The organism is Microbacterium sp. Ag1 (assembly GCF_001005635.1).
Taxonomy (GTDB): domain Bacteria; phylum Actinomycetota; class Actinomycetes; order Actinomycetales; family Microbacteriaceae; genus Microbacterium; species Microbacterium oxydans.
Genome location: NZ_LBCR01000034.1, coordinates 432,694 through 456,710, shown reverse-complemented (window position 1 = coordinate 456,710; position 24,017 = coordinate 432,694). Strand labels below are relative to the sequence as shown.

General features: G+C 65.9%; 27 protein-coding genes and 1 pseudogene. 17 read left to right on the top strand and 11 right to left on the bottom strand.

Going from position 1 to position 24,017, the window contains the following annotated elements:
* The first annotated feature begins 2 nt into the window (after positions 1 to 2).
* The 4 genes from nrdI to AAY78_RS18805 all read left to right on the top strand — a co-directional run bounded on the left by nrdI (position 3) and on the right by AAY78_RS18805 (position 4,480).
* Positions 3 to 437, top strand: a complete 435-nt coding sequence (gene nrdI / locus AAY78_RS18820; protein WP_045263440.1) for a class Ib ribonucleoside-diphosphate reductase assembly flavoprotein NrdI — start codon at positions 3 to 5, stop codon at positions 435 to 437.
* Complete coding sequence (gene nrdE / locus AAY78_RS18815; protein ID WP_046749771.1) at positions 434 to 2,578, top strand: class 1b ribonucleoside-diphosphate reductase subunit alpha; 2,145 nt, start codon at positions 434 to 436, stop codon at positions 2,576 to 2,578. Before nrdI ends, nrdE begins: the two co-directional genes overlap by 4 nt.
* A gap of 50 nt (positions 2,579 to 2,628) precedes the next feature.
* The gene (gene nrdF / locus AAY78_RS18810) at positions 2,629 to 3,606 is read left to right on the top strand and encodes a class 1b ribonucleoside-diphosphate reductase subunit beta (RefSeq protein ID WP_045263442.1); all 978 of its coding nucleotides are present in this window, start codon (positions 2,629 to 2,631) and stop codon (positions 3,604 to 3,606) included.
* Between the two features lie 496 nt (positions 3,607 to 4,102).
* Complete coding sequence (locus tag AAY78_RS18805) at positions 4,103 to 4,480, top strand: DEAD/DEAH box helicase (RefSeq protein WP_197077726.1); 378 nt, start codon at positions 4,103 to 4,105, stop codon at positions 4,478 to 4,480.
* On the opposite strand, the gene AAY78_RS19620 is transcribed toward AAY78_RS18805, so the two are convergent.
* Both AAY78_RS19620 and AAY78_RS18795 read right to left on the bottom strand, forming a co-directional pair.
* On the bottom strand, positions 4,449 to 5,105 hold the full coding sequence (locus tag AAY78_RS19620) for a response regulator transcription factor (protein WP_167480286.1): 657 nt from the start codon (positions 5,103 to 5,105) through the stop codon (positions 4,449 to 4,451). The two genes, AAY78_RS18805 and AAY78_RS19620, sit on opposite strands and share 32 nt — an antisense overlap.
* Complete coding sequence (locus AAY78_RS18795; protein ID WP_052748847.1) at positions 5,086 to 6,372, bottom strand: sensor histidine kinase; 1,287 nt, start codon at positions 6,370 to 6,372, stop codon at positions 5,086 to 5,088. The genes AAY78_RS19620 and AAY78_RS18795 overlap by 20 nt, the downstream gene beginning before the upstream one ends.
* Positions 6,373 to 6,657: 285 nt before the next feature.
* On the opposite strand from AAY78_RS18795, the gene AAY78_RS18790 reads away from it, so the two are divergent.
* The 6 genes and pseudogenes from AAY78_RS18790 (at position 6,658) to AAY78_RS18770 (ending at position 12,206) form a co-directional block, all read left to right on the top strand.
* The gene (locus tag AAY78_RS18790) at positions 6,658 to 7,059 is read left to right on the top strand and encodes a class III lanthionine synthetase LanKC N-terminal domain-containing protein (protein ID WP_046749768.1); all 402 of its coding nucleotides are present in this window, start codon (positions 6,658 to 6,660) and stop codon (positions 7,057 to 7,059) included.
* The gene (locus AAY78_RS18785) at positions 7,056 to 7,409 is read left to right on the top strand and encodes a hypothetical protein (protein WP_046749767.1); all 354 of its coding nucleotides are present in this window, start codon (positions 7,056 to 7,058) and stop codon (positions 7,407 to 7,409) included. Before AAY78_RS18790 ends, AAY78_RS18785 begins: the two co-directional genes overlap by 4 nt.
* A 147-nt stretch (positions 7,410 to 7,556) precedes the next feature.
* Positions 7,557 to 8,279 carry an ABC transporter ATP-binding protein gene (locus tag AAY78_RS18780; RefSeq protein ID WP_046749766.1) on the top strand — a complete coding sequence of 241 codons (723 nt, stop codon included), beginning with the start codon at positions 7,557 to 7,559 and terminating at the stop codon, positions 8,277 to 8,279.
* A pseudogene (locus AAY78_RS20245) lies at positions 8,276 to 8,842 on the top strand (FtsX-like permease family protein); the annotation flags it as partial. The gene AAY78_RS18780 and the pseudogene AAY78_RS20245, both read left to right, overlap by 4 nt.
* Positions 8,843 to 10,013: 1,171 nt before the next feature.
* The gene (locus AAY78_RS19615) at positions 10,014 to 11,915 is read left to right on the top strand and encodes an ABC transporter ATP-binding protein (protein ID WP_082108755.1); all 1,902 of its coding nucleotides are present in this window, start codon (positions 10,014 to 10,016) and stop codon (positions 11,913 to 11,915) included.
* 60 nt (positions 11,916 to 11,975) lie between these two features.
* Positions 11,976 to 12,206 carry a hypothetical protein gene (locus tag AAY78_RS18770; RefSeq protein WP_046749764.1) on the top strand — a complete coding sequence of 77 codons (231 nt, stop codon included), beginning with the start codon at positions 11,976 to 11,978 and terminating at the stop codon, positions 12,204 to 12,206.
* Positions 12,207 to 12,239: 33 nt separating this feature from the next.
* On the opposite strand, the gene AAY78_RS18765 is transcribed toward AAY78_RS18770, so the two are convergent.
* Entirely contained in the window at positions 12,240 to 13,250 is a 1,011-nt protein-coding gene (locus tag AAY78_RS18765) for a hypothetical protein (protein ID WP_052748846.1), read from the bottom strand.
* A 91-nt stretch (positions 13,251 to 13,341) separates the two neighbouring features.
* On the opposite strand from AAY78_RS18765, the gene AAY78_RS18760 reads away from it, so the two are divergent.
* Positions 13,342 to 13,842, top strand: coding sequence for a GNAT family N-acetyltransferase (locus tag AAY78_RS18760; protein WP_046749763.1), 501 nt, complete (start codon positions 13,342 to 13,344; stop codon positions 13,840 to 13,842).
* A 6-nt stretch (positions 13,843 to 13,848) separates the two neighbouring features.
* Here AAY78_RS18760 and AAY78_RS18755 read toward each other — a convergent pair whose 3' ends face one another.
* Positions 13,849 to 14,460, bottom strand: coding sequence for a flavodoxin family protein (locus AAY78_RS18755; protein WP_046749762.1), 612 nt, complete (start codon positions 14,458 to 14,460; stop codon positions 13,849 to 13,851).
* A 90-nt stretch (positions 14,461 to 14,550) separates the two neighbouring features.
* Here AAY78_RS18755 and AAY78_RS18750 point away from each other — a divergent pair, with 90 nt between their 5' ends.
* The gene (locus tag AAY78_RS18750) at positions 14,551 to 14,754 is read left to right on the top strand and encodes a hypothetical protein (protein WP_046749761.1); all 204 of its coding nucleotides are present in this window, start codon (positions 14,551 to 14,553) and stop codon (positions 14,752 to 14,754) included.
* Between the two features lie 21 nt (positions 14,755 to 14,775).
* Here AAY78_RS18750 and AAY78_RS18745 read toward each other — a convergent pair whose 3' ends face one another.
* The 4 genes from AAY78_RS18745 to AAY78_RS18730 all read right to left on the bottom strand — a co-directional run bounded on the left by AAY78_RS18745 (position 14,776) and on the right by AAY78_RS18730 (position 17,942).
* Positions 14,776 to 16,350, bottom strand: a complete 1,575-nt coding sequence (locus tag AAY78_RS18745) for an amino acid permease (RefSeq protein ID WP_046749760.1) — start codon at positions 16,348 to 16,350, stop codon at positions 14,776 to 14,778.
* 169 nt (positions 16,351 to 16,519) lie between these two features.
* On the bottom strand, positions 16,520 to 17,122 hold the full coding sequence (locus AAY78_RS18740) for a GNAT family N-acetyltransferase (protein WP_046749759.1): 603 nt from the start codon (positions 17,120 to 17,122) through the stop codon (positions 16,520 to 16,522).
* Positions 17,123 to 17,130: 8 nt separating this feature from the next.
* Positions 17,131 to 17,523 carry an ImmA/IrrE family metallo-endopeptidase gene (locus AAY78_RS18735; RefSeq protein WP_046749758.1) on the bottom strand — a complete coding sequence of 131 codons (393 nt, stop codon included), beginning with the start codon at positions 17,521 to 17,523 and terminating at the stop codon, positions 17,131 to 17,133.
* 44 nt (positions 17,524 to 17,567) lie between these two features.
* The gene (locus tag AAY78_RS18730; RefSeq protein WP_231589757.1) at positions 17,568 to 17,942 is read right to left on the bottom strand and encodes a helix-turn-helix domain-containing protein; all 375 of its coding nucleotides are present in this window, start codon (positions 17,940 to 17,942) and stop codon (positions 17,568 to 17,570) included.
* Between the two features lie 94 nt (positions 17,943 to 18,036).
* On the opposite strand from AAY78_RS18730, the gene AAY78_RS18725 reads away from it, so the two are divergent.
* Genes AAY78_RS18725 through AAY78_RS18715 form a run of 3 tightly spaced genes read left to right on the top strand, consistent with a single transcriptional unit; the run spans position 18,037 to position 19,667 of the window.
* Positions 18,037 to 18,267 (top strand): helix-turn-helix domain-containing protein, encoded by a 231-nt coding sequence (locus AAY78_RS18725; RefSeq protein ID WP_220151143.1) that lies wholly within the window; start codon positions 18,037 to 18,039, stop codon positions 18,265 to 18,267.
* Between the two features lie 50 nt (positions 18,268 to 18,317).
* The gene (locus tag AAY78_RS18720; protein ID WP_046749756.1) at positions 18,318 to 19,247 is read left to right on the top strand and encodes an aldo/keto reductase; all 930 of its coding nucleotides are present in this window, start codon (positions 18,318 to 18,320) and stop codon (positions 19,245 to 19,247) included.
* A 39-nt stretch (positions 19,248 to 19,286) separates the two neighbouring features.
* Positions 19,287 to 19,667 carry a PLDc N-terminal domain-containing protein gene (locus AAY78_RS18715; protein ID WP_046749755.1) on the top strand — a complete coding sequence of 127 codons (381 nt, stop codon included), beginning with the start codon at positions 19,287 to 19,289 and terminating at the stop codon, positions 19,665 to 19,667.
* Here the strand turns inward: AAY78_RS18715 and AAY78_RS18710 are convergent.
* From AAY78_RS18710 to AAY78_RS18700, 3 genes are read right to left on the bottom strand one after another with little or no spacing between them, the layout of a single operon-like run.
* On the bottom strand, positions 19,664 to 20,650 hold the full coding sequence (locus AAY78_RS18710; RefSeq protein WP_046749754.1) for an epimerase: 987 nt from the start codon (positions 20,648 to 20,650) through the stop codon (positions 19,664 to 19,666). The genes AAY78_RS18715 and AAY78_RS18710 overlap by 4 nt on opposite strands.
* Complete coding sequence (locus AAY78_RS18705; protein WP_052748845.1) at positions 20,647 to 21,279, bottom strand: DUF4166 domain-containing protein; 633 nt, start codon at positions 21,277 to 21,279, stop codon at positions 20,647 to 20,649. The genes AAY78_RS18710 and AAY78_RS18705 overlap by 4 nt, the downstream gene beginning before the upstream one ends.
* 53 nt (positions 21,280 to 21,332) lie before the next feature.
* Positions 21,333 to 21,950, bottom strand: coding sequence for a TetR/AcrR family transcriptional regulator (locus AAY78_RS18700; protein WP_046749753.1), 618 nt, complete (start codon positions 21,948 to 21,950; stop codon positions 21,333 to 21,335).
* A 108-nt stretch (positions 21,951 to 22,058) separates the two neighbouring features.
* Between AAY78_RS18700 and AAY78_RS18695 the strand changes: the two genes are divergently transcribed.
* The gene (locus tag AAY78_RS18695) at positions 22,059 to 22,865 is read left to right on the top strand and encodes a sugar phosphate isomerase/epimerase family protein (RefSeq protein ID WP_046749752.1); all 807 of its coding nucleotides are present in this window, start codon (positions 22,059 to 22,061) and stop codon (positions 22,863 to 22,865) included.
* A complete protein-coding gene (locus AAY78_RS18690; RefSeq protein ID WP_046749751.1) occupies positions 22,865 to 23,989 on the top strand; it encodes a Gfo/Idh/MocA family protein in 1,125 nt (374 codons plus the stop codon). The genes AAY78_RS18695 and AAY78_RS18690 overlap by 1 nt, the downstream gene beginning before the upstream one ends.
* Positions 23,990 to 24,017: the final 28 nt, after the last annotated feature.

The following is a 24,017-nucleotide window of genomic DNA, read 5'->3' as shown; positions in this document are numbered from 1 at the left end:
CCATGAGCGCCGTCGCGACCGCAGCGCCGCTCCTGGTCTACTTCTCGAGCGTCTCGGGTAACACCGCGCGTTTCATCGAGAAGCTCGGGTTCCCGTCCCGACGCATCCCCCTCCACCGGAACGAAGAAGACCTCGTCATCGACGAGCCCTTCGTGCTGGTCACCCCCACCTACGGCGGGGGAGCGGGGCGCGGCGTCGAGAAGGGCGCCGTTCCGAAACAGGTGATCCGGTTTCTCAACGACGAGCGCAACCGACGCCACATCCGCGGAGTGATCTCCGCGGGGAACACCAACTTCGGCGATGCCTTCTGCCTCGCCGGTGACATCATCAGCCGCAAGTGCCACGTGCCTCACTTGTATCGGCTCGAGATCTTCGGCACACAAGACGATGTGGATCGCGTGAGCGACGGATTGGAACGACGGTGGCAGCTTCAGTGACCGAGACAGTGGCATTCAAGGCGAACCCCTCCTACGAGGGTCTCGACTATCACGCCCTCAACGCGATGCTCAACCTGTACGACGCGAACGGGAAGATCCAGTTCGACGCCGACAAGCGCGCCGCGCGGGAGTACTTCCTGCAGCACGTGAACCAGAACACGGTGTTCTTCCACTCGCTCAAGGAGCGCCTGGACTACCTCGTGGAGAAGGAGTACTACGAGGGCGCCGTCATCGAGAAGTACTCGATGGAGTTCATCCAGAAGCTCAACGACCTCGCCTACGGCAAGAAGTTCCGCTTCGAGACGTTCCTCGGCGCGTTCAAGTACTACACGAGCTACACGCTCAAGACGTTCGACGGCAAGCGCTATCTCGAGCGCTTCGAGGACCGCGTCGTCATGACCGCCCTCGGTCTCGCCGACGGCGACGAGAAGCTCGCCGTGGCCCTCGTCGAGGAGATCATCTCCGGTCGTTTCCAGCCCGCGACCCCCACCTTCCTCAACGCCGGCAAGGCGCAGCGCGGCGAGCTCGTCAGCTGCTTCCTCCTGCGCATCGAAGACAACATGGAGTCGATCGCCCGCGGCATCAACTCCGCGCTGCAGCTCTCCAAGCGCGGCGGCGGTGTCGCACTCCTGCTGTCGAACATCCGCGAGTCGGGTGCGCCGATCAAGCAGATCGAGAACCAGTCCTCGGGCATCATCCCGGTCATGAAGCTCCTCGAAGACAGCTTCAGCTACGCCAACCAGCTCGGTGCGCGTCAGGGCGCCGGCGCGGTGTACCTCAACGCGCACCACCCCGACATCATGCGCTTCCTCGACACCAAGCGTGAGAACGCCGACGAGAAGATCCGCATCAAGACGCTGTCGCTGGGCGTCGTCGTGCCCGACATCACGTTCGAGCTCGCCAAGAACGACGAGGACATGTACCTGTTCTCGCCGTACGACGTCGAGAAGGTCTACGGCGTTCCGTTCGGCGACATCTCGGTCACCGAGAAGTACCGCGAGATGGTCGACGACCCGCGCATCAAGAAGACCAAGATCAACGCGCGCGAGTTCTTCCAGACCGTCGCCGAGATCCAGTTCGAGTCCGGCTACCCGTACGTCATGTTCGAGGACACGGTGAACAAGGCCAACCCGATCAAGGGTCGGATCAACATGTCCAACCTCTGCAGCGAGATCCTGCAGGTGAACACGCCGACCACGTACAACGACGACCTGTCGTACGACAACATCGGCAAGGACATCTCCTGCAACCTCGGTTCGATGAACATCGCGCTGTCGATGGACGCCGACGACCTCGGCCAGACCGTCGAGACCGCGATCCGGGCACTGACCGCGGTCAGCGACCAGAGCCACATCGGCTCGGTTCGTTCGATCGAGGACGGCAACGACCGCTCGCACGCCATCGGCCTGGGGCAGATGAACCTGCACGGTTACCTCGCTCGCGAGCACGTGTACTACGGCTCCGAAGAGGGCATCGACTTCACGAACATCTACTTCTACACGGTGCTGTTCCACGCGCTGCGTGCGTCGAACAAGCTCGCCATCGAGCGCGGCACGACGTTCGACGGGTTCGAGGACTCGACCTACGCGTCGGGGGAGTTCTTCGACAAGTACATCGACCGCGCCTGGGTTCCCGAGACCGAGAAGGTCAAGGAGCTGTTCGCCGGTAAGCACATCCCGACACAGGACGACTGGGCCGAGCTGAAGGCGTCGATCCAGAAGCACGGCATCTACAACCAGAACCTCCAGGCGGTGCCGCCGACCGGCTCGATCTCGTACATCAACAACTCGACGTCGTCGATCCACCCGATCGCGTCGAAGATCGAGATCCGCAAGGAAGGCAAGCTCGGCCGCGTCTACTACCCGGCGGCGTTCATGACGAACGACAACCTGGAGTACTACCAGGACGCATACGAGATCGGCTACGAGAAGGTCATCGACACGTACGCCGCGGCGACGCAGCACGTCGACCAGGGCCTGTCGCTGACGCTGTTCTTCAAGGACACCGCCACCACGCGTGACATCAACAAGGCGCAGATCTACGCATGGCGCAAGGGCATCAAGACGATCTACTACATCCGCCTGCGTCAGCTGGCGCTCGAGGGCACCGACATGGCCGAGTGCGTCTCGTGCATGCTCTGACCTGTTGCTGACCTGAGAACGCGGCCGAACCCCGAGGAACGACGAAGAAAATGACTCCCGAAAGACTCAAGCTGGTCTCCAGCGTGCAGGCGATCAACTGGAACCGTATCCAGGACGACAAGGACCTCGAGGTCTGGAACCGTCTGGTGAACAACTTCTGGCTGCCGGAGAAGGTGCCGCTGTCGAACGACGTGCAGTCGTGGAACACGCTCACCCCCGACGAGCAGCTGCTCACCATGCGGGTGTTCACGGGGCTCACGCTCCTCGACACGATCCAGGGCACGGTCGGTGCGGTGTCGCTGATCCCCGACGCGATCACTCCTCACGAAGAGGCCGTGTACACGAACATCGCGTTCATGGAGTCGGTGCACGCGAAGAGCTACTCCTCGATCTTCTCGACGCTCGCGTCGACGAAGGAGATCGATGAGGCGTTCCGCTGGTCCACGGAGAACCCGAACCTTCAGAAGAAGGCTCAGATCATCATGGACTACTACCAGGGCGATGACCCGCTCAAGCGCAAGGTGGCCTCCACCCTGCTGGAGTCGTTCCTGTTCTACTCGGGGTTCTACCTGCCGATCTACTGGTCGTCGAAGGCGAAGCTGACGAACACGGCCGATCTGATCCGCCTCATCATCCGTGACGAGGCCGTGCACGGCTACTACATCGGCTACAAGTTCCAGAAGGGCCTCGAGAACGAGACCCAGGCGCGTCGCGATGAGCTCAAGGACTACACGTTCTCGCTCATGTACGAGCTCTACGACAACGAGGTGCAGTACACGCAGGACCTCTACGACGGTGTCGGTCTGACCGAAGACGTCAAGAAGTTCCTGCACTACAACGCCAACAAGGCCCTGATGAACCTGGGCTACGAGGCGATGTTCCCCTCCAGCGTCACGAACGTGAACCCGGCCATCCTGTCGGCGCTCTCGCCGAACGCCGACGAGAACCACGACTTCTTCTCGGGGTCGGGCTCGTCGTACGTCATCGGCAAGGCCGAGGCCACGGAAGACGACGACTGGGACTTCTGAGTCCCTGTGCGGCGTCACGCATCATGGCGCCGCCGCACGTTGAAGTTGGCGCTCGTCTTAGGACACGGCACTGATTCAGTCGTTGGTGTAAGAACCATTGAGAGTGGGGTGCGAGGGCGATGGCCAACGTAAAGCACCCCACTCCCAAGGATCTCACCAGTTCGTCGTGAGCGTGCGTGCGGCGATGGGGGAATCGAGCATCCGGAGTGTCGCCGCGGATGCGGGGATTGAGGAAGCGTCGCTCCCACGCGTTCTCTCCGGAGCCGCATGGGCACACTTTCGCGCGATAGTTCTGCTCGAGGAGTCTCTCGGAGTTCGCCTGTACCCGAAGTAGATCCCGTGGTCGTCGGAATGTCGGCCACCGTCGATAGCTCGGAGGCCCGTCACGGCTGATGCTCGCCCGCCCCGCCCTGTCTTTCCGACCGATGTTCGAGCGGAGGAGGCTACCGCTTCGCCCGAGACCTTGTTCGGTGAGCTGGGGGGCCGACGTAGCGGCGTGGGCGCGTTGTGGTCTCACCAGACGGATCAGCTCCGCGAGTACCACCGTGACCACCTCACCGACGACGACGTGGCGCTCGAGCTTCCGACCGGGTCGGGGAAGACCATGGTCGGACTACTCATCGCTGAGTGGCGGCGACGGGAGTACGGGCAGCGGGTGGTCTACGCGTGCCCGACGAAGCACCTGGCAATCCAGGTCGCCGATGCCGCCGCGTTGCAGGGCATCAAAGCGTACGCTCTTGTCCACGGGCACAACGACTGGGACCCGCGGCATGTGATGGAATGCAATCTCGCGGCCCGTATAACCGGTGACGGAGCGGACACCGCAGCGACGTGTGATGGGCCTAGGGGGTTCGCGAGGCTTGTAGGTAGGTGAGTACAGCCTTGACGCGGCGGTTCTCGTCAACGGGACTCAGACCGAGCTTCTGGAAAATGCGCCCCACATGTTTACCGACAGCGGGATCGCTGAGTACCAGCTTCTCTGCGATGGCGGCGTTGGACTGACCGTCCGCCATCAGTACGAGCACTTCCGTCTCCCGCGGCGTGAGCGTGTCGAGCGGTCCGGGATGGGCAGCGCTGAGGAGGTGCTGGACGACATGAGGGTCGATAGTCGTCCCGCCGCCGGCGATGTTCTGCAAGGCGCCGGCGAAGTCGCGCACCCGATTGATGCGGTCTTTCAGCAGGTAACCGACAGCTCCTTCCGGCAGGGTCAGGAGGCGGCGCGCGTTCGTGTCCGCGAGGTACTGCGACAGCACGAGGATCGGCTGGTGAGGGTGCTGCTCGCGGATACGCAGGGCGGCCTGCAGACCGTCATCCTTGTTGCCAGGCGGCATGCGGACATCGGTGATGATGATGTCCGGCGCAAGCTCAAGGCGTGCGTAAGCCTCCTCGAGCTGTGGGGCGGTCTCGGCGGCCCCGACGACAGAGTGACCGATCCGCTCGAGTAGAGCGATGAGCGCTTCACGAAGAAGCGTTGAGTCCTCAGCGACCAGTATTCGCACGCGACGTGTCTCCTTCGTTGGGGAGGGGCAGTTCCATTCGCAGGACCGTGGGACCACCGGCAGGGCTTGTGATCCGGAGGCGACCGTTGAGGGCTTCCGCACGTTCGGAGAGCCCTCGAAGTCCCGTTCCGGCGCGTTCGTCGGCACCTCCGGTTCCGTTGTCCGAGACCGTGACGATGAACGACTTCCCATCCGCGCCGGTGCCGACGACGGCGGACGAGGCCGAAGCGTGCTTGGCGATGTTCGTCAACGCCTCCGCCACCAGGTAGTAGGCGGTGGTCTCGTAGGCGGCCGGAACGCGGATCCGGGGATTGCCCTCGAGTGTCACGCGGATGTTGCTGCGCTCTGCGAGTTCTTCTAGCGCCGCGCGCAGACCGTAGTCCGTGAGGACGGAAGGATGGATGCCCCGCACCGTGTCGCGAAGGGTGGACATCGCGTGCTCCGCTTGAAGCTGAGCCTCATCGACGGCCCGCAGTAGATGAGTGGTGTCCGTGCCGCGCGCGGCGAGCTCATCGACTTCCAGTCCGATCATCCCGAGCCGGGCGCCAAGAGCGATGAGTTCCTGTTGCACGCCGTCATGCAGGTCGCGTTCGATGCGGCGGCGCTCCGCATCCGAGGACTCGGCGAGAGCGCGGCGGGAGTTGAGGAGTCGTTGCACGTTCGCATCCACGGCTCGGTTGTGCGGCCCGCACAAGAGTCGCAGCACGCATGATTGCCCGGTGGCGAGGCACGCGTTGATGTAGCCGAAGAGCACGAGAATGACGAGCGTGATCAGCGCGACCGGCCACCAGTTGGTGGGGGTCATCACACCTTCGGCGTCTCCGAAGAACTGAGTGGGCGTTGGCCCGGTGATGCCAGCGACAGCGACCATGCCGAGCGCGAGGAGGGTGACCGTCTCGAAGAACAGCACGATGAGGGCGATGAGTGCGAACAGCAGGTCCCATGCGAGGGCCAGCGTCTCCCGCCATGTCGCCCGTTCGGTGAGGCGGATGTTGATCCAGTGGTGACGTTCGCTGGCGTCGACGGTGGTGTGAGCGCTCGGCTGTGGGGCGAACCCCAGAAGGCTGGTGCGGCGACGCTCCAACGCTCCTAAAACCAGCGCCCAGAACGGGAGAAGAAGGAACGTGAAGATCACGAGGGGGATGAGCGCCGCGCCGATGAGAACGCTCAACACCAAGTAGACCAGTGCGCGCCATGGCCAACGGCTGAGGACGAAACGCCATGGAGGCAGCTTCATCGCCTCCCACACGTGAGCCGCCGTCGTCATGAGTCCAGCCTAGGGATCCTCTGCACCCGGCATCGTGAATGCGGGCGGAAGGTATGGCCAGCCCTACCTCGAAGAGTGGGGTAAGGCCCATCGTGCCGGAGGCTGCGGCTCGGTTTCATAGACGCAGGACGCCGCCGACAGGAGGTGACCAGCCCACGAGGACGAAGCGGAAGGAGCGGTCATGGATCGTCGATTCTCGGCATTGCCAGTGCGCGTCGCTTCGGGGCCGATGTTGGTCGACGGGCTCAGCCAGAGCGCAGAGGCGTGATGTACCGGAATCGTTCGATGCTCCGACTCCAGCACTGCTCGCCCGGCAAGGCCTTCTATGAGCAGGCCACCTCGGCCGCGCCCTCTCGACGCTTCGCGCACCCTGTGCCGGGCTCATGGTCGACGACTCAGTTCGGGCCCTGGACGGTGCTCCACCCACATGACGGCACTTCCCTTCCTCGCCAGGGATGGAAGATTCACATCAGCACCCGCCCCGGTAGGGCCCACGATGCGCTTCGTGTCGTCGCCGACATCTGCGTCGAGCGGAGCGTTCCCTTCAAGTACCTCTCGGACGAGGGGGAGCTGCAGCGTACGAGCATGAAGTACGCTAACCGCGGGTCGGCCGGCAAGTTCATCACGGTCTTCCCCCGCACGAGATCGCCCGCCTCACGCAAGCTGTCGACGGCATCATCAGCATGAACGGCGGTCTCTTCCGAGGAACGGCGGGCATCGCCTGCGCGCTCCTACCCGTATCCACCGCGGGCAGCGAGCGGGCCCGGTTGATGGCGTTCACCGCCGACAGTTTTCTGTTCCGCGGCGACGAGCCGGAGACGTTGATGGTGCTCGGCGACAACGGTCACCATCTCTCCGCAGATTTCTCCACCGGAGCTGCCGGGTATGTTGGCGCGCTCCTCTCTGAACTCGAAGAGGACCCGAACCTCTGGTTCCCGGTGACTCTTCCCAGACCCATTGACGATGACATGAGAGGGGGTGAACACAATGAGCGCATTGCTTTCTCTGCAGGGCCTGTCGAACGAGTCCGGGCCTGAGGTCGGTGTCTTCGGATCCGGCATCAGCATGTGGTGTGACGGCGACAACAGCGGTATCAGCATCTCCTGCGGACCGAACTGATACACGGACGTGTGGGACGCGCGTCTATTCGCGTCACACACGCTTCATCAACGAAAGGGCGAACAATGCTCACGGCGACTGGGCTCGGCCATACGTTCTCGAACGGGCGGGTGGAAACCCGCGCTCTCGACGACGTCACCTGCTCCTTCGAACCAGGGTCCTTCACCGCCATCATGGGGCCGTCAGGGTCAGGGAAATCGACCTTGCTGTACTGCCTCGCCGGCCTCATTCGTGCGTCAGTCGGGTCCGTGACGTTCGATGGCATCGAGCTGAGGTCCGCCAAGCAACGCCAACTCGACCTCCTGCGTCGCGACGAGTTCGGCTTCATCTTCCAGAGCTTCAATCTCGTCGAGGCTCTCACCGCACTGCAGAACGTTACGCTGCCCTCCCTGTTCGGGGGAGCGGCGATCCGCCGAGACGATGCAGAGGCCGCACTCGCGAACGTCGGGCTCGCCGAGAAAGCCAAGTCGTACCCGGCCGAACTCTCCGGGGGGCAGCAGCAACGGGTGGCCATCGCACGCGCCCTCGCGCAGACTCGGCGAGTCATCTTCGCCGACGAACCCACGGGAGCCCTTGACCGTAAGAGCGGATTCCTCGTGATGGATCAGCTTCGCCAGTTCCGCGAGGCCGGCACCGCCGTCGTCATGGTCACGCACGATCCGCAAATCGCTGCGTACGCCGACCGCGTCCTTTTCCTTGTCGACGGTCGCCTTGTCGACACGATGGAGAGCCCGAGCGCGGAGGCTGTCAGCTCTCGGATGACAGGTCTGGAAAGCGCCGCCCGATGAGCGTGGCTCAGCAGCTGCCTGTTTCCATGGCGTTCGTGCGTCAGCACCGCTCGGCGTACATCGGCGTCGCCATCCTCTTGAGCATCGCCACGGTCGTCGCTACCGCGGAGATGGTCCTGTTCACCGGCCTGGCGAGCGGGCAGGCGCTACGACTCGACGGGCTGTCCGAGTTCGATGCGCGCGTCGTACGCGCCGCGGTGAGCGCTTCTCAGGGCATCCTGCAGGTCATGTGCTTCACCACAGTGGTGATTGCACTCGTGCTGGTCTACTTGGGCTTCCGGAACATGCTTGCCCTGCGCAGGCGGGAGCTCGGTCAGCTCCGCCTGGCAGGAGCGAGTGTCCTTCGAGTCCGCGTCATGGTCACCATCGAGGCACTCGTTTTCGCTGTCATGGTTGCCGTCCCGAGCGTCATCGTCGGTGGCCTGCTCGCCCACCCGTTCTACCTGCTGCTGCGAAGCGTGGGCGTCTTCGGCAAGTCGCTGCAGGTGAATTTCGGCTTCCCCATCCTGACATTGGTCGCCGTCGCGGCGGGGATGATCCTCTGCTCCATGCTTGCCGCCTGGTTGAGCTTGCGTACCAAGCAGACGAGCGATGTCCTCGCCGCGCTCTCCGCATCGTCAACCGGAGCGATAGGCAAGCGGATGAGCGCGATCCGGATCATCGTCGCGGGCGCGTCCATCATCGGGCTCGCCGCATTCCTGATCTTCATGCCGGACACCGGCAGCGAGAACCCCATCGCGTCCATCATCGTGCCGCTGCTCATCATCTTCCCGCTCGGAGCACTCGCACCCGTTCTCGTTCCCGTCGTCGCCCGAGCCCTGGGGTGGCTGCTCAGGCCACTCATCGGCGGGTCCGGCGTTCTGGTTGCCCAACGCGCCTCACGCGACTCGCAACGATTCGCATCCAACGTGCTCCCGCTGCTCATCCTCATGGGAGTGATGGGTGGCTTCGCCATCGGTGCGGGACCCGACCAGGCCACAATGCAGGCCGACTATGAAACGCAGCTCGACGCGGACCTCATCATCGAACCGCCCACCGTCATGGAAGCCGACAGCATCGCCGGTGCTGCCGCGGAAGAGCGGGGCGTCAACGGCGTGATGCGCTCCGCAGCGACCACTCGCCTCATTGAGAAGGGACGTGCTGACGGAACCTTCCTCACCGTGTTCAACTTCGTGGACCTCGACACGTACCAGGACATGTTCGACACAGAAGTGAAGTCCGGCGACTTCGACAGTGCCGGTCAGGCGGCTGTCGTCTCCACGCGGGAGAGCGACGACGTCGGTGACACCGTCACCGTGGAAGCCCCGAACGGGGAAACGGCAACGCTCACCATTGCCGCCGTCGTCACATCCCGGCTCTATACGGGGTTGCTGGTGGATTGGGAGATGCTAGACACCCTCGACCCGGAAGTGTGGGACATCCGCGTGTTCGTCAACGCGGGCACTGATGCCGTCGACCGCGTGACGGCGACCGTAGACGGCGACGCCTCGACGATGACGAAAGACGAGTTCATCCAGACGCGGATCGCTCTGCGGCAAAGCAACGCCGCCACCGGCAACATCGCCCTCTTCGGCACCATCTACGGCCTCGCAATCGTGGCCATGATCCAGGGGCTCACGGCATCCGTCCTGAACCGTCGAGGCGAGTTCCGGCTGCTGAACCTGCTCGGGATATCTCGTCTGCGTACGGTGGGCACGCTGCTGTCCGAGGCGCTCGTTCTTATCGTTTCCAGCGGTGTGCTTCTTGCCGGGGCGTTCGCAACCTCGCTCAGGACCCGGCGCGTATGGGAACAGCAATCGGCGCCATCCCTTGGGCGGACATCACGCTCACGTTCGTCGCGTTGGCGTTCCTGTTCGCCGTCACCGTGCTCACCGCCGCGCTCGTCGCGACTCGAAGGACGCAACGGTGATCCGCAGCGCCGTGCTTCGAGGTTTCATCCGACGCCACCGTTGGCGCCTCGGCGGGCTTGTCGTGTTGTCGCTGGCAGGTGCTGGCCTGGGGCTTGCTCAGCCGCTCCTTCTGCAGCGGATGTTCGACGCGCTTACCTCCGCTTCCGTGCCAGTTTCTGCGGTGTTGATCCTGACGGCCGCAGTGGTCGCTCAGGCGCTGCTCGCCGGGGTGGAGTCCTATGCCCTCGCCTGCACAGCGCACGACCTCATCCTCGACCTGCGCACGCGGGTATCGAAGCAGGTGGTCTCCTTGCCGATGGCTCACGTGCAGCGCGTACCGCAGGGTGAGTTCCTCTCTCGCATGATCTCTGACACCGCCGCATCGGCATCCGTCCTGACGACCGGTGTGTTCAAACTGCTCGCCGCGGTCATCACGTTCGTCGTTGCCGCGGGCCTCATGGTGGCCATCGACCCGACGCTCTTCGCACTGTCATTGGTGATTACGGTCGTCGCCACCGTGCTGTCGACACTGATGGGGCGGTTGGTGCGCACAGCATCCGCCAAGACTCAGGCGGCCACCGCCACCCTCACCGGCAGTTTCGAACGCACTCTAACGGCTCTGCCACTGATCCGCGCCTACGGTGTGAGCCAGCCGCAGCTCGACCTGGTCGCCGTGGACGCCGGGAATGTCAGACGTCATGCCATCCTCGTGGCCCGGCTGGGCGCGTACATGCAGCCGGTGATGACTCTTGCAACCCAGGCGCTTCTCATCATCACTCTCGCTCTCGGGGGTGTCCGCGTCGCTGAGGGCAGTCTGTCCCTCGGCGGGCTCATCGCCTTCATGATGTACCTAATGATGATGGTGGGTCCCGTGTCCCAGGTTGGCTCGACCTTCGTCAGTATTCAGACGGGACTCGCCGCTGTCGACCGAATAGACGAGATTGTCTCCGCGTCCACAGAAGAGGACGCTCGTGCTCAGCACACGCCGGTCGGGGGGAGCCGGGGTGACGGTCCATTGATGTCTCTGAAGAACGTCACCTTCGAGTACCCGCAGGCCGCGGCAGGACACGGCGCACAGATCGGCCCCCTCGACATCACGATCCGAGAAGGCGAGCACGTCGCTGTGGTGGGTCCGTCCGGCTCCGGTAAGTCCACGGTGTTCGCGCTCGTCGAGCGGTTCTACGAACCCAGTTCGGGCTCCGTCCTCCTGAACAGCACCCTGAGTCACGATGTCCCGCTCATCGAATATCGCTCCCATCTCGCGTGGGTGCCACAGAACTCCCCGCCGATTGGAGGATCCGTTCGCGACAACCTCGATATCGAACATCGCGGGCTTTCCGATGACGTACTCCTGGAGCCGTTGCGGGACGTGGGATTGTTCGACGGAGCAGACGCCGACATCCTCGACCGTCCCGTGTCTGTTTCTGGTAGCAATCTCTCGGGCGGTGAACGGCAGCGTCTCGGGGTCGCTCGTGCCTTGCTCTCTCATCGACGTATGCTGCTGCTCGACGAACCCACATCGAGCTTGGACGCCGTCTCCGCGGAGCGGCTGTCAGTGCTGCTTCGCGAGCGAGCGCGAGACACGACGATCCTCATGGCGTCGCATCGGCTCGCTGAAGTGAGGGACTTCGACAAGATCATCGTCATGGAGCGTGGCCGCATCGTCGATGTCGGACGACACGACGAGCTCCTCGACAGATGCGCGCTGTACAACGCTCTCGCGAAGCAGCAAGGAGTTCTGGCCTGATCTTGGGTTCAGATCGCGGACCGGACGGCCGCCATCGCCGAATCCGTCGGACTCCTCGCCGTGTTCACCGTGCTGCACTTCGCCACGGGCTGGGCCGGCGTGCCGATCGCGCTGTGGTTCGCGGCCGTCGCGCTCGCCGCCGGTGGCGTGGTGGGGCTCGTGCTGCGCGTCGACGCTCTCCCGTGGATCCGGACGCGACGCCGACTCACCTGGCGTGTGATCCGCCTGGCGCTCGGCGGGCTGGTGTCTGCGGTCGTGTTCGGACTCGGGGCGATCTCCGCCTTCGGATGACCCGGACGATCGACGGGGAGAGGAGCCGTGGCATCACTCGATCCCGCGGCTCCTCTCGTCGGCCAGGCGGGCGCGTCGATCCTCCTCACGCTTCGAGTAGGCGGCGGCGCGGATCGCGTCGTCGGATTCCAAACCCGTGCCCAGAGCCCCGCCGAGCGTCGCCGCCGATGCGACGAACCACGTGAGCACGAAGAGATCCTCGACGTCGACCGTCCGCCCGAGCGCTTCGCTCATCACGGTCGTATCGAGCACGAAGAGCGCCCAGGCCAGATTCACCACGTACAACGCCAGGTAGCAGATGACGATGCCGATGGTCAGCGTCAGGATCGTCGAGGTGTTGTAGAGGCGGGATCTCTCGCGCGCCTGTGTCGAGTCGTCGTCCGGGCGGTCCCAGAGCCTGCCGTCGATCACGATCCAGGCGATGAGGATCGCGATGGAGGCAACGGTGGCGGCCGCCAGGCGCCAGCCCGACAGCGAGATGGCGAGCGACCACACCGTCGGCTCGATCGTCGCCACGGCCCCGGTGGCCAGGGCTGCGACCAGCGCGGACTTGAGGCCCGCCGCGAGAAGCCACGGACGGTTCGCCAGCACCATGCCCCGCAGCACGCGCCCCCGGGCGCTGAGGCGGGGAAGCGGCAGACGCTGCTCCTCGGGCGAGGCGGGAGCAGCCATCCCGCTGACGAGCCCGCGCACCGCGTGGCGGGCCCTGCTCTGCACCCGGTACCCGCCCAGCGCGGGCAGGGACAGCACCGCGGCCTGGCGTCGAGGATCGATCGCCGCCAGCAGATAGCGACCGTCGTCGTCGCGAAGCGGGAGCTCGGTGACGCCGACGACGAGGTCCCACCGGTTCTGCTCGGCGTGCGCGCGGAGTCGTTCGAGGGCGACGTCGACGTCTTCGGATCCGAGGGTGAACGGCTCGCTGAGGAGTTCGACGATCCAGCCGTCGGCCTGCGCCGCGAGCGGCGGTGTGAGATCGGTCATCCGACGTGCGACGACGGTGGGCGAAGCCGGGTCCGCCACGAGCCCCACTCGGATCGGCTCCATCTCCGCAACCTACACCTCTCCCGAGTTCACCGCACGGGAGCGAACGGATCATCGACCTGTTGATGTCGGCGGCCCGTGGCAAGATCCGTGCATGGAAACCCTCAGACTCCGGACCTGGTCCGAGAACGACCTCGAGCTGCTGCGTGCCGCCAACACCCCGGAGATGACCGCGCACCTCAACGGGCCGGAGACCGACGACCAGATCACGGAGCGCCACGCCCGTTACCTGCGCCTGGTCGCCTCCGGAGAAGCGCGGATGTTCGTCGTCGAAGACGAGGAGGGGATGTCGCTCGGGTCGATCGGCTACTGGCCGGTCGTGTGGAGGGATGAGCCGGCATGGGAGACCGGATGGTTCGTCCGACCCGAAGCGCATGGGCGCGGGGTCGCATCGAAAGCCCTCGCCCTCCTGATAGACGACGCCCGTGCGCACCCCGAGCCGCGGCGGCTCCTGATGGCCTGTCCCGCGATCGAGAACTCCGCCTCAAACGGAGTCTGCCGACGTAACGGTTTCACGCTGCACGGCACGGTCACGGACCAGTTCCGTGGCGCCGAGATGACCGTGAACGAATGGGCCCTCGACCTCACGGCCTGATCGACGTCATTCCGCGGGGTACTTCTGCGCCTTGAGCAACCGCGCCAGGTGAGCGGCGTTCCTGGTGGCAGTGCTGATCGCGGACGCGACCTTCTCGGGTGTCTCCTCGAGGTCCTTGTAGTCGGTGGTCTGCATCGCCTCGCCGTTCCAGTAGACAGAGCTCTGCGCAGGCACCGTGAACCCGATGTCGTTCAGCGACTGGAACAGGATCGCCGCGATGTGGTGGGCGCCGTCCTCGTTGCCGACGACACCGGCGATGGCCACCTTGTCGAACAGGATGGGACGGTCGTCCTCGTCGGTCTCGCCGAGCTCAGCGTCGAGGCGTTCGAGCACGCGCTGCGCGACGCTCGAGTGCTGACCCATCCAGGTCGGCGTGACGAAGACCAGGATGTCGGCGTCGAGCACCTGCTGACGGATCCGCGGCCATTCGTCACCGTCACCCATGTCCTTCTCGACCCCAGGGCTCAGCGAGAAGTCGACGGCGCGCACGAGGTCGCCGGTGACATCGTGCTCTGCCAGGGCGTCGAGGAGTTGCGTCGCGAGGAGGTCGGAGCTGGACGACGCGGGAGACGGCTTGAGGGTGCAGGAGATGGCGACGGCGGTGAGGGGAGTGTTCATGCTCCGAGCACACCAGACCTCGAAGAACGTGCACAGGGGGTTTCCCAGTCCGGGCTATCCTGGTAGACGGCACCGACGACAGGAGATCCCGTGATCCTCAGCTTCCTCTTCTTCATGATCCTCTTCATCGGAGGCATCCTGCTGATGGGCATCTCCTTCGGGCTGCCGGCGTTCCAGGCGCTCGCCTTCTGCGGCGGTCTTCTGCTGGTGACCCTGGCCATGGCCTTCCTCCTCCGTCAGGGTGGCTCGGCCACTCGTCGCTCGAACAACTGGTCGGGCAACGCCACCGAGTAACCCCCGTGGCGCGTCGTCGCCTCAGGACTTCTTGCGCCGCAACGACTCCGCTGCCTGGCGCCCGGCGACGACCGGCAGGACGCCGGTGAAGCCTTCCCGTGCCCGGGCAGCCTCGGCGATCTTGTCGCGCGCGGCGAACCATCCGATGACGAGTGCCGGGACGAGCAGCACGAGCGAAGCCAGCACCCAACGCCCGGTCTCGGAGAACCCCATGGACACCAGCACGAACAGCAGGAACGCCAGGGTCAGGTAACCCGTGTAGGGGGCTCCGAACATCCGGAACGACGAGCGTTGCACAAGTCCTCTCTTCGCGAGCGCATGCATCTTCAGCTGGCACAGGATGATCGTCGCCCAGCCACCGATGATGCCGATCGCTGAGACCTCCAGCACGATCTCGAAGGCCTGCGAGGGCCAGAGGGCATTGATGCCGACCCCGATCAGCGTGATCGAGGCGGTGAGGAGGATGCCGCCGAACGGGACGCCGTTCGCGCTCATCCTCGCCGTGAAGCGAGGCGCCGAGCCGTTGACGGACATGGATCGCAGAATGCGACCAGTGGAGTAGAGGCCCGCATTGAGGCTGGAGAGCGCTGCGGTGAGGACGACGAAGTTCATGACCGACCCGGCGACCGCTCCGGTGTGCGGCGAGCCGATGTGGGTGAAGAAGGTGACGAAGGGCGACTCCCCGGCCTTGTACGCGTCGAACGGCAGCAGAAGCGAGAACAACAGGATCGAGCCGACGTAGAAGACGGCGATCCGCACCACGACGGTGTTGATGGCCTTGGGCATGACCTTCGCGGGCTCTGAGGTCTCACCGGCGGCGGTGCCGACGAGTTCGATCGACGCGTACGCGAACACGACACCCGAGATGGCGAGTATCGGGGCGAAGTAACCCATCGGGAACACACCGCCGTTGTCGGCGATGACGGCGATCCCGGTGACTCCGACATCCGTGGTGCCGTTGAAGATGATGAAGCAGGCCCCGACCATGAGGAAGACGACCAGAGCGGTCACCTTGATCATCGCGAACCAGAACTCCATCTCGCCGAACAGCTTCACGCTGACCAGGTTGAGCGACAGCACGACGACCAGAGCGACGAGGGCGATGAGCCATTGGGGGACGACCTGCAGCGGCTCCCAGTACTGCGCCCAGAACTTGACGTAGAGCGCGGCGGCCGTGACGTCGACGATCGAGGTCATCGCCCAGTTCAGGAAGTACAGCCAGCCGCTCGCGAACGCCAGCTTCTCACCGTAGAACTCTCGCGCGTACGAGACGAAGGAGCCCGAGGAAGGGCGGTACAGCACGAGTTCGCCGAGCGCGCGGAGGATGAGGAACGCGAAGAAACCGCAGAGGGCGTAGACGAGGATGAGCGCAGGGCCGCTGGATGCGAGACGTGCGCCCGCACCCATGAACAGCCCCGTGCCGATCGCGCCGCCGATCGCGATCATCTGTATCTGGCGGGGCTTGAGTGTCTTGTGATACCCCGCCTCCTCGTTGGAGAAGTCTGCGACCGCGAGGGTGCGATCACCCGTGAGCTCGCGCTCGTTCTCGCGTGCGTCTTCGGGATCGAGGGGGACGCGGGATGTGGGGTCGGCCATGCGATACCTCTCCGGGCGAAGCGACGCGGACGCGATCTGCGCCCGACCTCCTGTGCGAATTCCGGCACAGGCTCCATGAATCATGGCGGCGATCGCGTTCGAGGACACGCATCCGGCGAGGATTCTCGCGCAAAGTACCGGTATGGGATCCGGCTTCCCGATGTCGACGTCAGCGTCGTCTGGCGAGTCTCGCCTCGAGGTTCGCCCTGACAGCAGGCCACTCCGGTTCGATGATCGAGTACTCCACGCTGTCGCGCAGCGCGCCGTTGCGGTAGCGGCTCATCGCCCGCATGACCCCGTCCTGCTTCGCGCCGAGGCGCTCGATCGCCGCCCGCGACTGGAAGTTGACCCACTGCGTGGTGAGGCCGACGCGGAAGACTCCGAGGGACTCGAATGCGTGACGCAGCAGCAGCAGCTTGGACTCGGCGTTCGTGCCCGAGCCGTGCGCGGACGGTCGATTCCAGGTGAAGCCGATGTGCAGTCGGGGTACGTCGGCCACGATGTCGTAGTACGACGTGAGCCCGAGGATGCGACCGTTGGTGTCGAAGGTGGTGAAGGGGACCATCTCGCCCTTCTCGATGAGGCCGATCCGTCGCTCGACCTCCGCAGCCACGCCGTCGGGTGCGGGGACCGAGGTGTACCACGCCGTCTTCCAGAGCTCCCCCTCCTGCACGGCCTCGATCAGTCCGTCGATGTGCGATCGATCGAGAGGTCGGAGTTCCACGAGCTCGCCGGATAGGGTGACGGGGGCGGGGGCGACGAGGAAGGCCATGCCGATATTCAACCAGCAGTGACGAGGGGCCTCTGACGCAGCAGGCGCTGGTAGGCCTCGACCAACTCGATGGTGACGTCCAGCTCGAAGGCGAGACTCGCGAGGTGCGGCCCGCGCACCTCTTCCGCCTCGGCATACGCCCGCGGCGTGATCAGGCGGGACGCCGCCCATTCGTCGGCCTGACGCTCCTGCTGCGTTCGTGTGGCCGATGTCGTCGCGGGGAAATGGCCGAGGCAGGCGTGCCCCAGCTCATGGGCGAGCACGCTGCGGGTCGTGCGGGCGCTCATCCCCGGAGCGAGGCGGATCGTGCGCGTGGTGGGGTCGTAGCCCCCGCGGGTGCGGCCGGGCCGCTCGACCACGCGCACCCGCTGCGCGTCGGCGAGGTGGAGGAGCTGGTGCATTCTCTCCTCCTCGTGACGTCTCGCGGGCTGAAGCCGATGTCGGCCTACTCGTAGAGGTCGTCGGTGTCGGCGTCGTGCCGGACGCCGGATTCGAAGGCGACCTCACGGCTATCTTCGCGGGGGCCGGCGACATCGGGGGTGCGCCGGATCGGCGTGATGCGCGCTGTGGTCTCGCCGTCGGCTCTGAGGCGCTCTTCCGCGCGGGCGAGCAGGACATGGGGCTCGACGCCGAGGTCGGCGCAGACCGCGTAGACGACGGGTACCGGGATCGCTCGCTTGCCCGTCACGTAGTTGTCGAGTGCACTTCGGGCGATGCCGATGCTGCGCGCCATCGCGGCGATGCTGCTCCGCGAGGCGGCGATCTCCGCGCGCATCTGGCGACCGACGGCCTCGTTGAACTCCTCTGCAGGTGTCTTCACCCGGCTCACCATAGCAGCGTGACGACGCCAGAATGCCGCCATTCTGGCCCATTCGACCCCCATGCGTGTCCGTTCGTGGCGCTAGTGTAGGCGTATGGGGACGGAATTGCGTCATTTGCTGGCATCGGAAGTCGACGGAGCGCGGTTTCACGCCGGGGTGTCCTTCTCCGAGCTGTCGGAGCGTTCGGGTATCGGCCCTGACGCCCTGGGGGAGCTTCTCGACGGCAGGGAGGACTTCACCGTCGTCGACCTCGTGCGTATCGCCGATGTGCTCGGCATCCCGGTCACCGCGCTTCTTCCGGGAGCGGCAGGCGACGACTCCTGACGGTTGCTGTGCCGGACCGCCGTGTCCGTGCCTGGCGATAGCGTGGGGGCATGAAGACAGTGTCGTTCGGATCGTCCACCGCCCCCGCCGTGATCGCCGGCATGATGCGCATCGACGACAAGGACGACGCGCACATCCGCCGCCTCTACGACACGACGAGGGCTGCGGGCATCGACTTCTTCGACCATGCGGACATCTACGGCGGCAGCATGCACCACTGCGAGTCGCGGTTCGCCGAGGCGCTGCAGCTGACCTCTTCCGAGCGCGACGAGATCGTGCTGCAGACGAAATGCGGCATCGTGCCCTCGCAGGGGATGTTCGACTTCTCCTACGAGCACATCGTGGCCCAGGTCGAGGGTTCGCTCGCTGCTCTGCGGACCGACCGCCTCGATGTGCTCCTGCTCCACCGCCCCGATGCGCTCGTCGAGCCCGAGGAGGTCGCCCGCGCGTTCGATGACCTGGAGAGCGCGGGAAAGGTCAGGGCGTTCGGCGTCTCGAACCACACCCCGCGTCAGATCGATCTGCTCCGCACCGCAGTCCGGCAGCCGCTGGTGGCGAATCAGCTCCAGCTGTCGATCACGCACGCACCGATCATCGCGCAGCCGGTCGCTGCCAACATGGCCGGCCATGACCAGAGCCTGGTGCGCGATGGCGGCGGCATCGTGGAGTACTGCCGTATCAACGGGATCACGATCCAGGCATGGTCGCCGTTCCAGGACGGCTTCTCGCACGGGGTGTTCCTCGGCAACCCCGCCTACGCGGAGCTGAACGCCGTGATCGATCGCCTCGCGGCGGTGCACGACGTCACCCCGATCGCCATCGCGACCGCCTGGATCACCCGCCACCCCGCCGGCATGCAGGTGGTCCTCGGAACCACGACGCCCGAGCGGGTGCGTGATGCGGCAGCCGGTGCCGATGTCGCGCTCACCCGACCCGAGTGGTACGAACTGTTCCGTGCCGGCGGACACCTGCTTCCGTAGACCCCTGCGGTCCGTCGCGGCGTCGTCTACCCTGAACTCATGTCGTTCCTGTTCTCGCTCCTCGTCATCGCCTTGATGATCGGCGCGCTGATCGACATCATCACGCGGGACAGCTCGCTGGTGAAGTTCCTGCCGAAACTGGCGTGGATCATCATCGTGATACTGCTGCCGCTGATCGGTGGCCTGCTCTGGTTCGGTCTCGGCCGCGAGTACGGGGAGTCCGGCATACAGATGCCGCGGATGCGACGAGCTGAGCGGCCCGCGGCGCCGACCGACGTGCGTCCGGCGCCACCGAGGGACACGAGAACCACCGAGCAGCAGATCGCGGATCTCGACCGTGAGATCGAGGAGTGGCGGTTGCGCCAGGAGATCGAGAAGAAGCGCGGGGCCGACGGCGACGCGCCAGCCGGCACCTCTTAGGCGGCCGGCAGCCCCTGATCTACCGGCAGGAGGTCGAAGGACTCGCGGATCGCGTCCTCCAGGAACGGATATCGGAATTCGAAACCGGCCGCTGTGAGCTTCTCCGGCAGCACCCACCGGCTCTTCAGGATCAGCTCGGTCTCGGTGCGCATGCCGATGGCTCCGAGCTCCAGCATCCATCGAGGCATCGGAACCCCGATCCGCGCTCCGAGGGCCCGCCGCACCGTCCCCATGAACTCGACGTTGTCCACCGGATGCGGAGAGGCAGCGTTGACGGGGCCCTCGAGCGCCGGATTCCGCTCGAGGAAGTCGATGATGCGCGCGACATCCTCGATGTGCACCCAGCTGAAACGCTGGCGGCCACGACGCGCGCCGGGGAGATGTCCCGTGCCCGCAGCGCGCCGAGCCGCGCTGACCGGCCATCGTCCGTCGTACTGGGACCCGCCGAGCCCGAACCGCGCCAGGTCTCTCACCGGGCCGAGCACGCCGCCGTGGCCGAGCACGATCGTGCTGCGCAGGGCGACGCGGCGGGTGGCGGGGAGCTCGTCGGCGAACAGCGCCTTCTCCCACGCCTTCGCGACCTCGACCGAGAACCCACTGCCGACCTCGCCCGTCGATTCGGTCATCGGACGATCCTCCGCGTGGCGATAGATCGTCGCCGTCGAGGAGTTGATCCAGAGCGCGGGAGGTGCGGAGGACCGGGTGATCGCGGTGCTCAGCGACGCGGTGGTGTCGAGGCGGGAGCGGAAGATCTCCGCCCGGTTCTCTGGGGTGTAACGGCAGTTGACGCTCTTGCCGGCCAATCCGATCACGAGGGCGGCACCGTCGACGGCGCGATCGATCTCCACCTGATCGCCCCAGCGGATGTCGGCGCCTGAACGCGAGATCGTGACGACCTCGCGCCCCTCCGCGCGGAACCGGGGCACGAGGAAGCGCCCCATGAACCCGGTGGAACCGCCGATGACGACCCGTCCTGTGCTCATGCGGTCTGCTCCTTCTCGTGATGCTGGATGCGATAGGCGAACTCTCCCCGATACTCGTACAGGCGGCCGAGGAACGGCGCATCGACGGTCAGGGCCATGCGCTGCCGATCGAGGTCGTCGTCGAAGCGCTCGGTGAGGCGGATGACAGGTGCCACGGGCCGGGGGATCCGCACCCGGAGGCGACCGAAGCGAAGTCCGACGGCTCGGCTCGTCAGGTGCAGTGCGCCCTGACGTACCTCGACGTCGAAGCAGACGGCGAGGAGGCCCGGTTCGCCGAGCTCGTCGACGACGCGGCCATGGCGGGTGAGTGCGACGGCGTCTCGCATGGTCCACGTGCCACGGCCGAAGAAGAAGGTCCGCTCACTGAGCGCTCTGGACGCGATGGTGCGGTTCTCGACGCGGAACGGCACCTCTCGCTCCCACCCCGCAGCGACCACGCCGCGTCGTTCGAGGACCCGGAGGAACGGCCACAGCCATCGACGCGGAGTGCCCACTCGCTCGAACACCCCCTCGCCGACGCCGGTCGTTCCGTCCGGGATCGGTGCGAAGTACAGGCGCAGTCGGGGGTGCAGGTCGGCCATGCGCTCGCCGAGTGCTCTGACGTACGGGGACTGCGGCACGGGCGTCACGGTTCGAGCCTAGCCTCGGCTTCGCATCGCCCCGCACCGCGGTCCACCCGTCGTCAGGCTCCTGGTCGCAGCAGCCGATCGAGCAGGGCGAGCGCCTCGTGCTGAGGAGCGGACTCGTCGAGCAGCCACTGCGTCTGCAGGCCGTCGGACGCCGCCACCACCAGGGCCGCGACCGCATCAGCGTCGAGGTCGTCGCGGATCCTCCCCTCCTCCTGCTGGCGTCGGACGACGTCGGCGAGTCGGGCGCGGAGGCGCGTGAAGCGAGCGGTGGCGAACGTGCGCGCCGCCGGATGGCCCTCCTCGAGCGCCGTGGCGACGAGCGTCGAGTACAGCTGCACGAGACCGGGTATCGCACGGTTGAGCCGCGCGGACTCGATCATCATCTCCACCGGCGTCGCGTCGGGCGGGGGAGAGCTCGGTTGGCGCGACGGTACGGTGCTCTCCTCGTAGACCGCGACGAGGAGCTCCTCCAGGGAGCCGAAGTAGTGGGTGAGAGCCGCGTGCGTGACCCCGACCTCGCGCGCGATGGCCCGCAGGCTCGTGCGGTCGGCGCCACGTTCGGCGAACACCTCGATGGCGCGGTCGAGGATCTCCTGCCGACGGGCGATCCCCTTCGCGTAGGCCCCGCGCTGCCGTGGGGGCTCCGGGGGTTCGGGGGTGGCGAGGGGCATGAGGGCAGTCTAGCGATTCAAAACTTCCGCGTGGAGGTATTTGGTGATAGCGTGCCTGAACGGGACACCGGTCCCGCCACGTCACCGATGACCGAAGGAGCACGACCGATGACGATTCGGACTTCCCTGCAGCTGTTCACCATCAAGGACGAGCTGGAGGCCGACCTCGAATCCTCCCTGCAGGCGGTGGCAGCCCGCGGTTTCACGGCCGTCGAGCCGTACGACTTCGTGCGCCGCGCCGAGCCCCTCGCAGCCGCGCTCACCGCCGCCGGTCTGGTCGCCCCCTCCGGACACGCCTTCCTGGCGTCGCCGTCGTTCGTCAACCCCGACGGCAGCGGCACCACGGTGCCCGTCCCCTCCCCGGCTGAGGTCTTCGCCGCGGCGAAGGTGCTCGGCATGGATACGGTCATCGACCCCTACACCGAACCGGCTCGTTGGGAGTCGATCGAGCAGATCGAGGAGACGGCGCGACTGCTCAACGAGGCCGCGGAGATCGGTGCGGCCGTCGGTGTGCGGGTCGGATACCACAACCACGCCCACGAGCTGGAGGCCATGTTCGACGGCGTCACCGGCCTGGAGGTCCTCGCCGGGCTGCTCGACGACCGCGTCGTGCTCGAGGTCGACCTGTACTGGGTGGCCCGTGGCGGCGTCGATCCCGTCGCGCTGCTGGAGCGTCTGGGCAGTCGGGTGATCGCCGTGCACGCGAAGGACGGCACACTCGACCCCGCACTCGCGGGAGCGTATCCGCCCGCCGATCAGGTGGCCGCCGGTGAGGGTAACGTCCCGCTGATCGAGGCCATCACCGCAGCACCGGCGCTGGAGCTCGCGATCGTCGAGTTCGACCACTACGAGGGCGACCTGTTCGACGCCGTCGAGCGCAGCCGGGTCTACCTCGACGAGAAGGTGGCGGCCTGATGGCGGTGGGCGTCGGCATCATCGGTGCCGGGAACATCAGCGACCAGTACCTGTCCAACCTCACGACGTTCCCCGATGTGCGCGTCGTCGCGATCGGCGACCTGCTGGAGGAGCGCGCCAAAGCGCAGGCCGAGAAGTACGGCGTGCCTCGTGCCGGCGGTGTCGACACGGTGCTCCAGGATCCGGAGATCGACATCGTCGTGAATCTCACGATCCCGGCCGTGCACGTGGAGGTCTCCGAGGCGATCATCGCGGCGGGGAAGCACGTCTGGACCGAGAAGCCGATCGGTGTGAGCCGTGAGGAGTCCCGCGGCCTGCTGCAGAAGGCGGACGCGGCGGGCCTGCGCGTCGGCGTCGCCCCCGACACCGTCCTCGGTCCTGGCGTGCAGACGGCGAAGCGAGCGATCGCGCGCGGAGACATCGGGCGTCCGCTGTTCGCGCAGACCACGTTCCAGTGGTCGGGACCGGAGATCTTCCACCCGAGTCCCGCGTTCCTCTACGCCAAGGGCGGCGGACCGCTGCTCGACATGGGGCCGTACTACGTGTCGGCCCTCGTGCACGTGTTCGGGCCTGTCGCCTCGGTCGCAGCACTCGGACTGCAGGGCTCTCCCACGCGCCGGGTGCAGGTCGGTGAACTCGCAGGTCAGGAGTTCCCGGTCGAGATCCCCTCGACGCTCAGCGTGCTGATGGCGTTCGAGGAGGGTGGGCAGGCGCAGAGCCTGTACAGCACCGACTCACCCGTCGTCCGCCAGGGCATCGTCGAGATCACCGGCACCGAGGGCACGATCGTGATCCCGGACCCGAACACGTTCGGCGGCGCGATCTCGATCACCCGTCCGCTCACACGTCTGTTCATCCCGCCGGAGCCCGTGCAGCAGGAGATCATCGACGTCGAGCAGGAGGGCGTGCTGTCCGGTCGCGGCGTCGGGCTGCTCGACATGGCGCGGGCGATCGCCGCGGGGCGTCCACACGTCGCCACCGGCGAGTTCGGCTACCACGTGCTCGACACCCTGCTCTCGATCGAGGAGGCCGCCGAGGCGCGGAGCTTCGTCGAGGTCGAGAGCACCCTCGATCAGGTGGGGTCGATCGCCGCGGACTTCGACCCGTTCGAAGCCACGCTCTGACACCGGCCGTACGTGGCGGCCAGGAGCG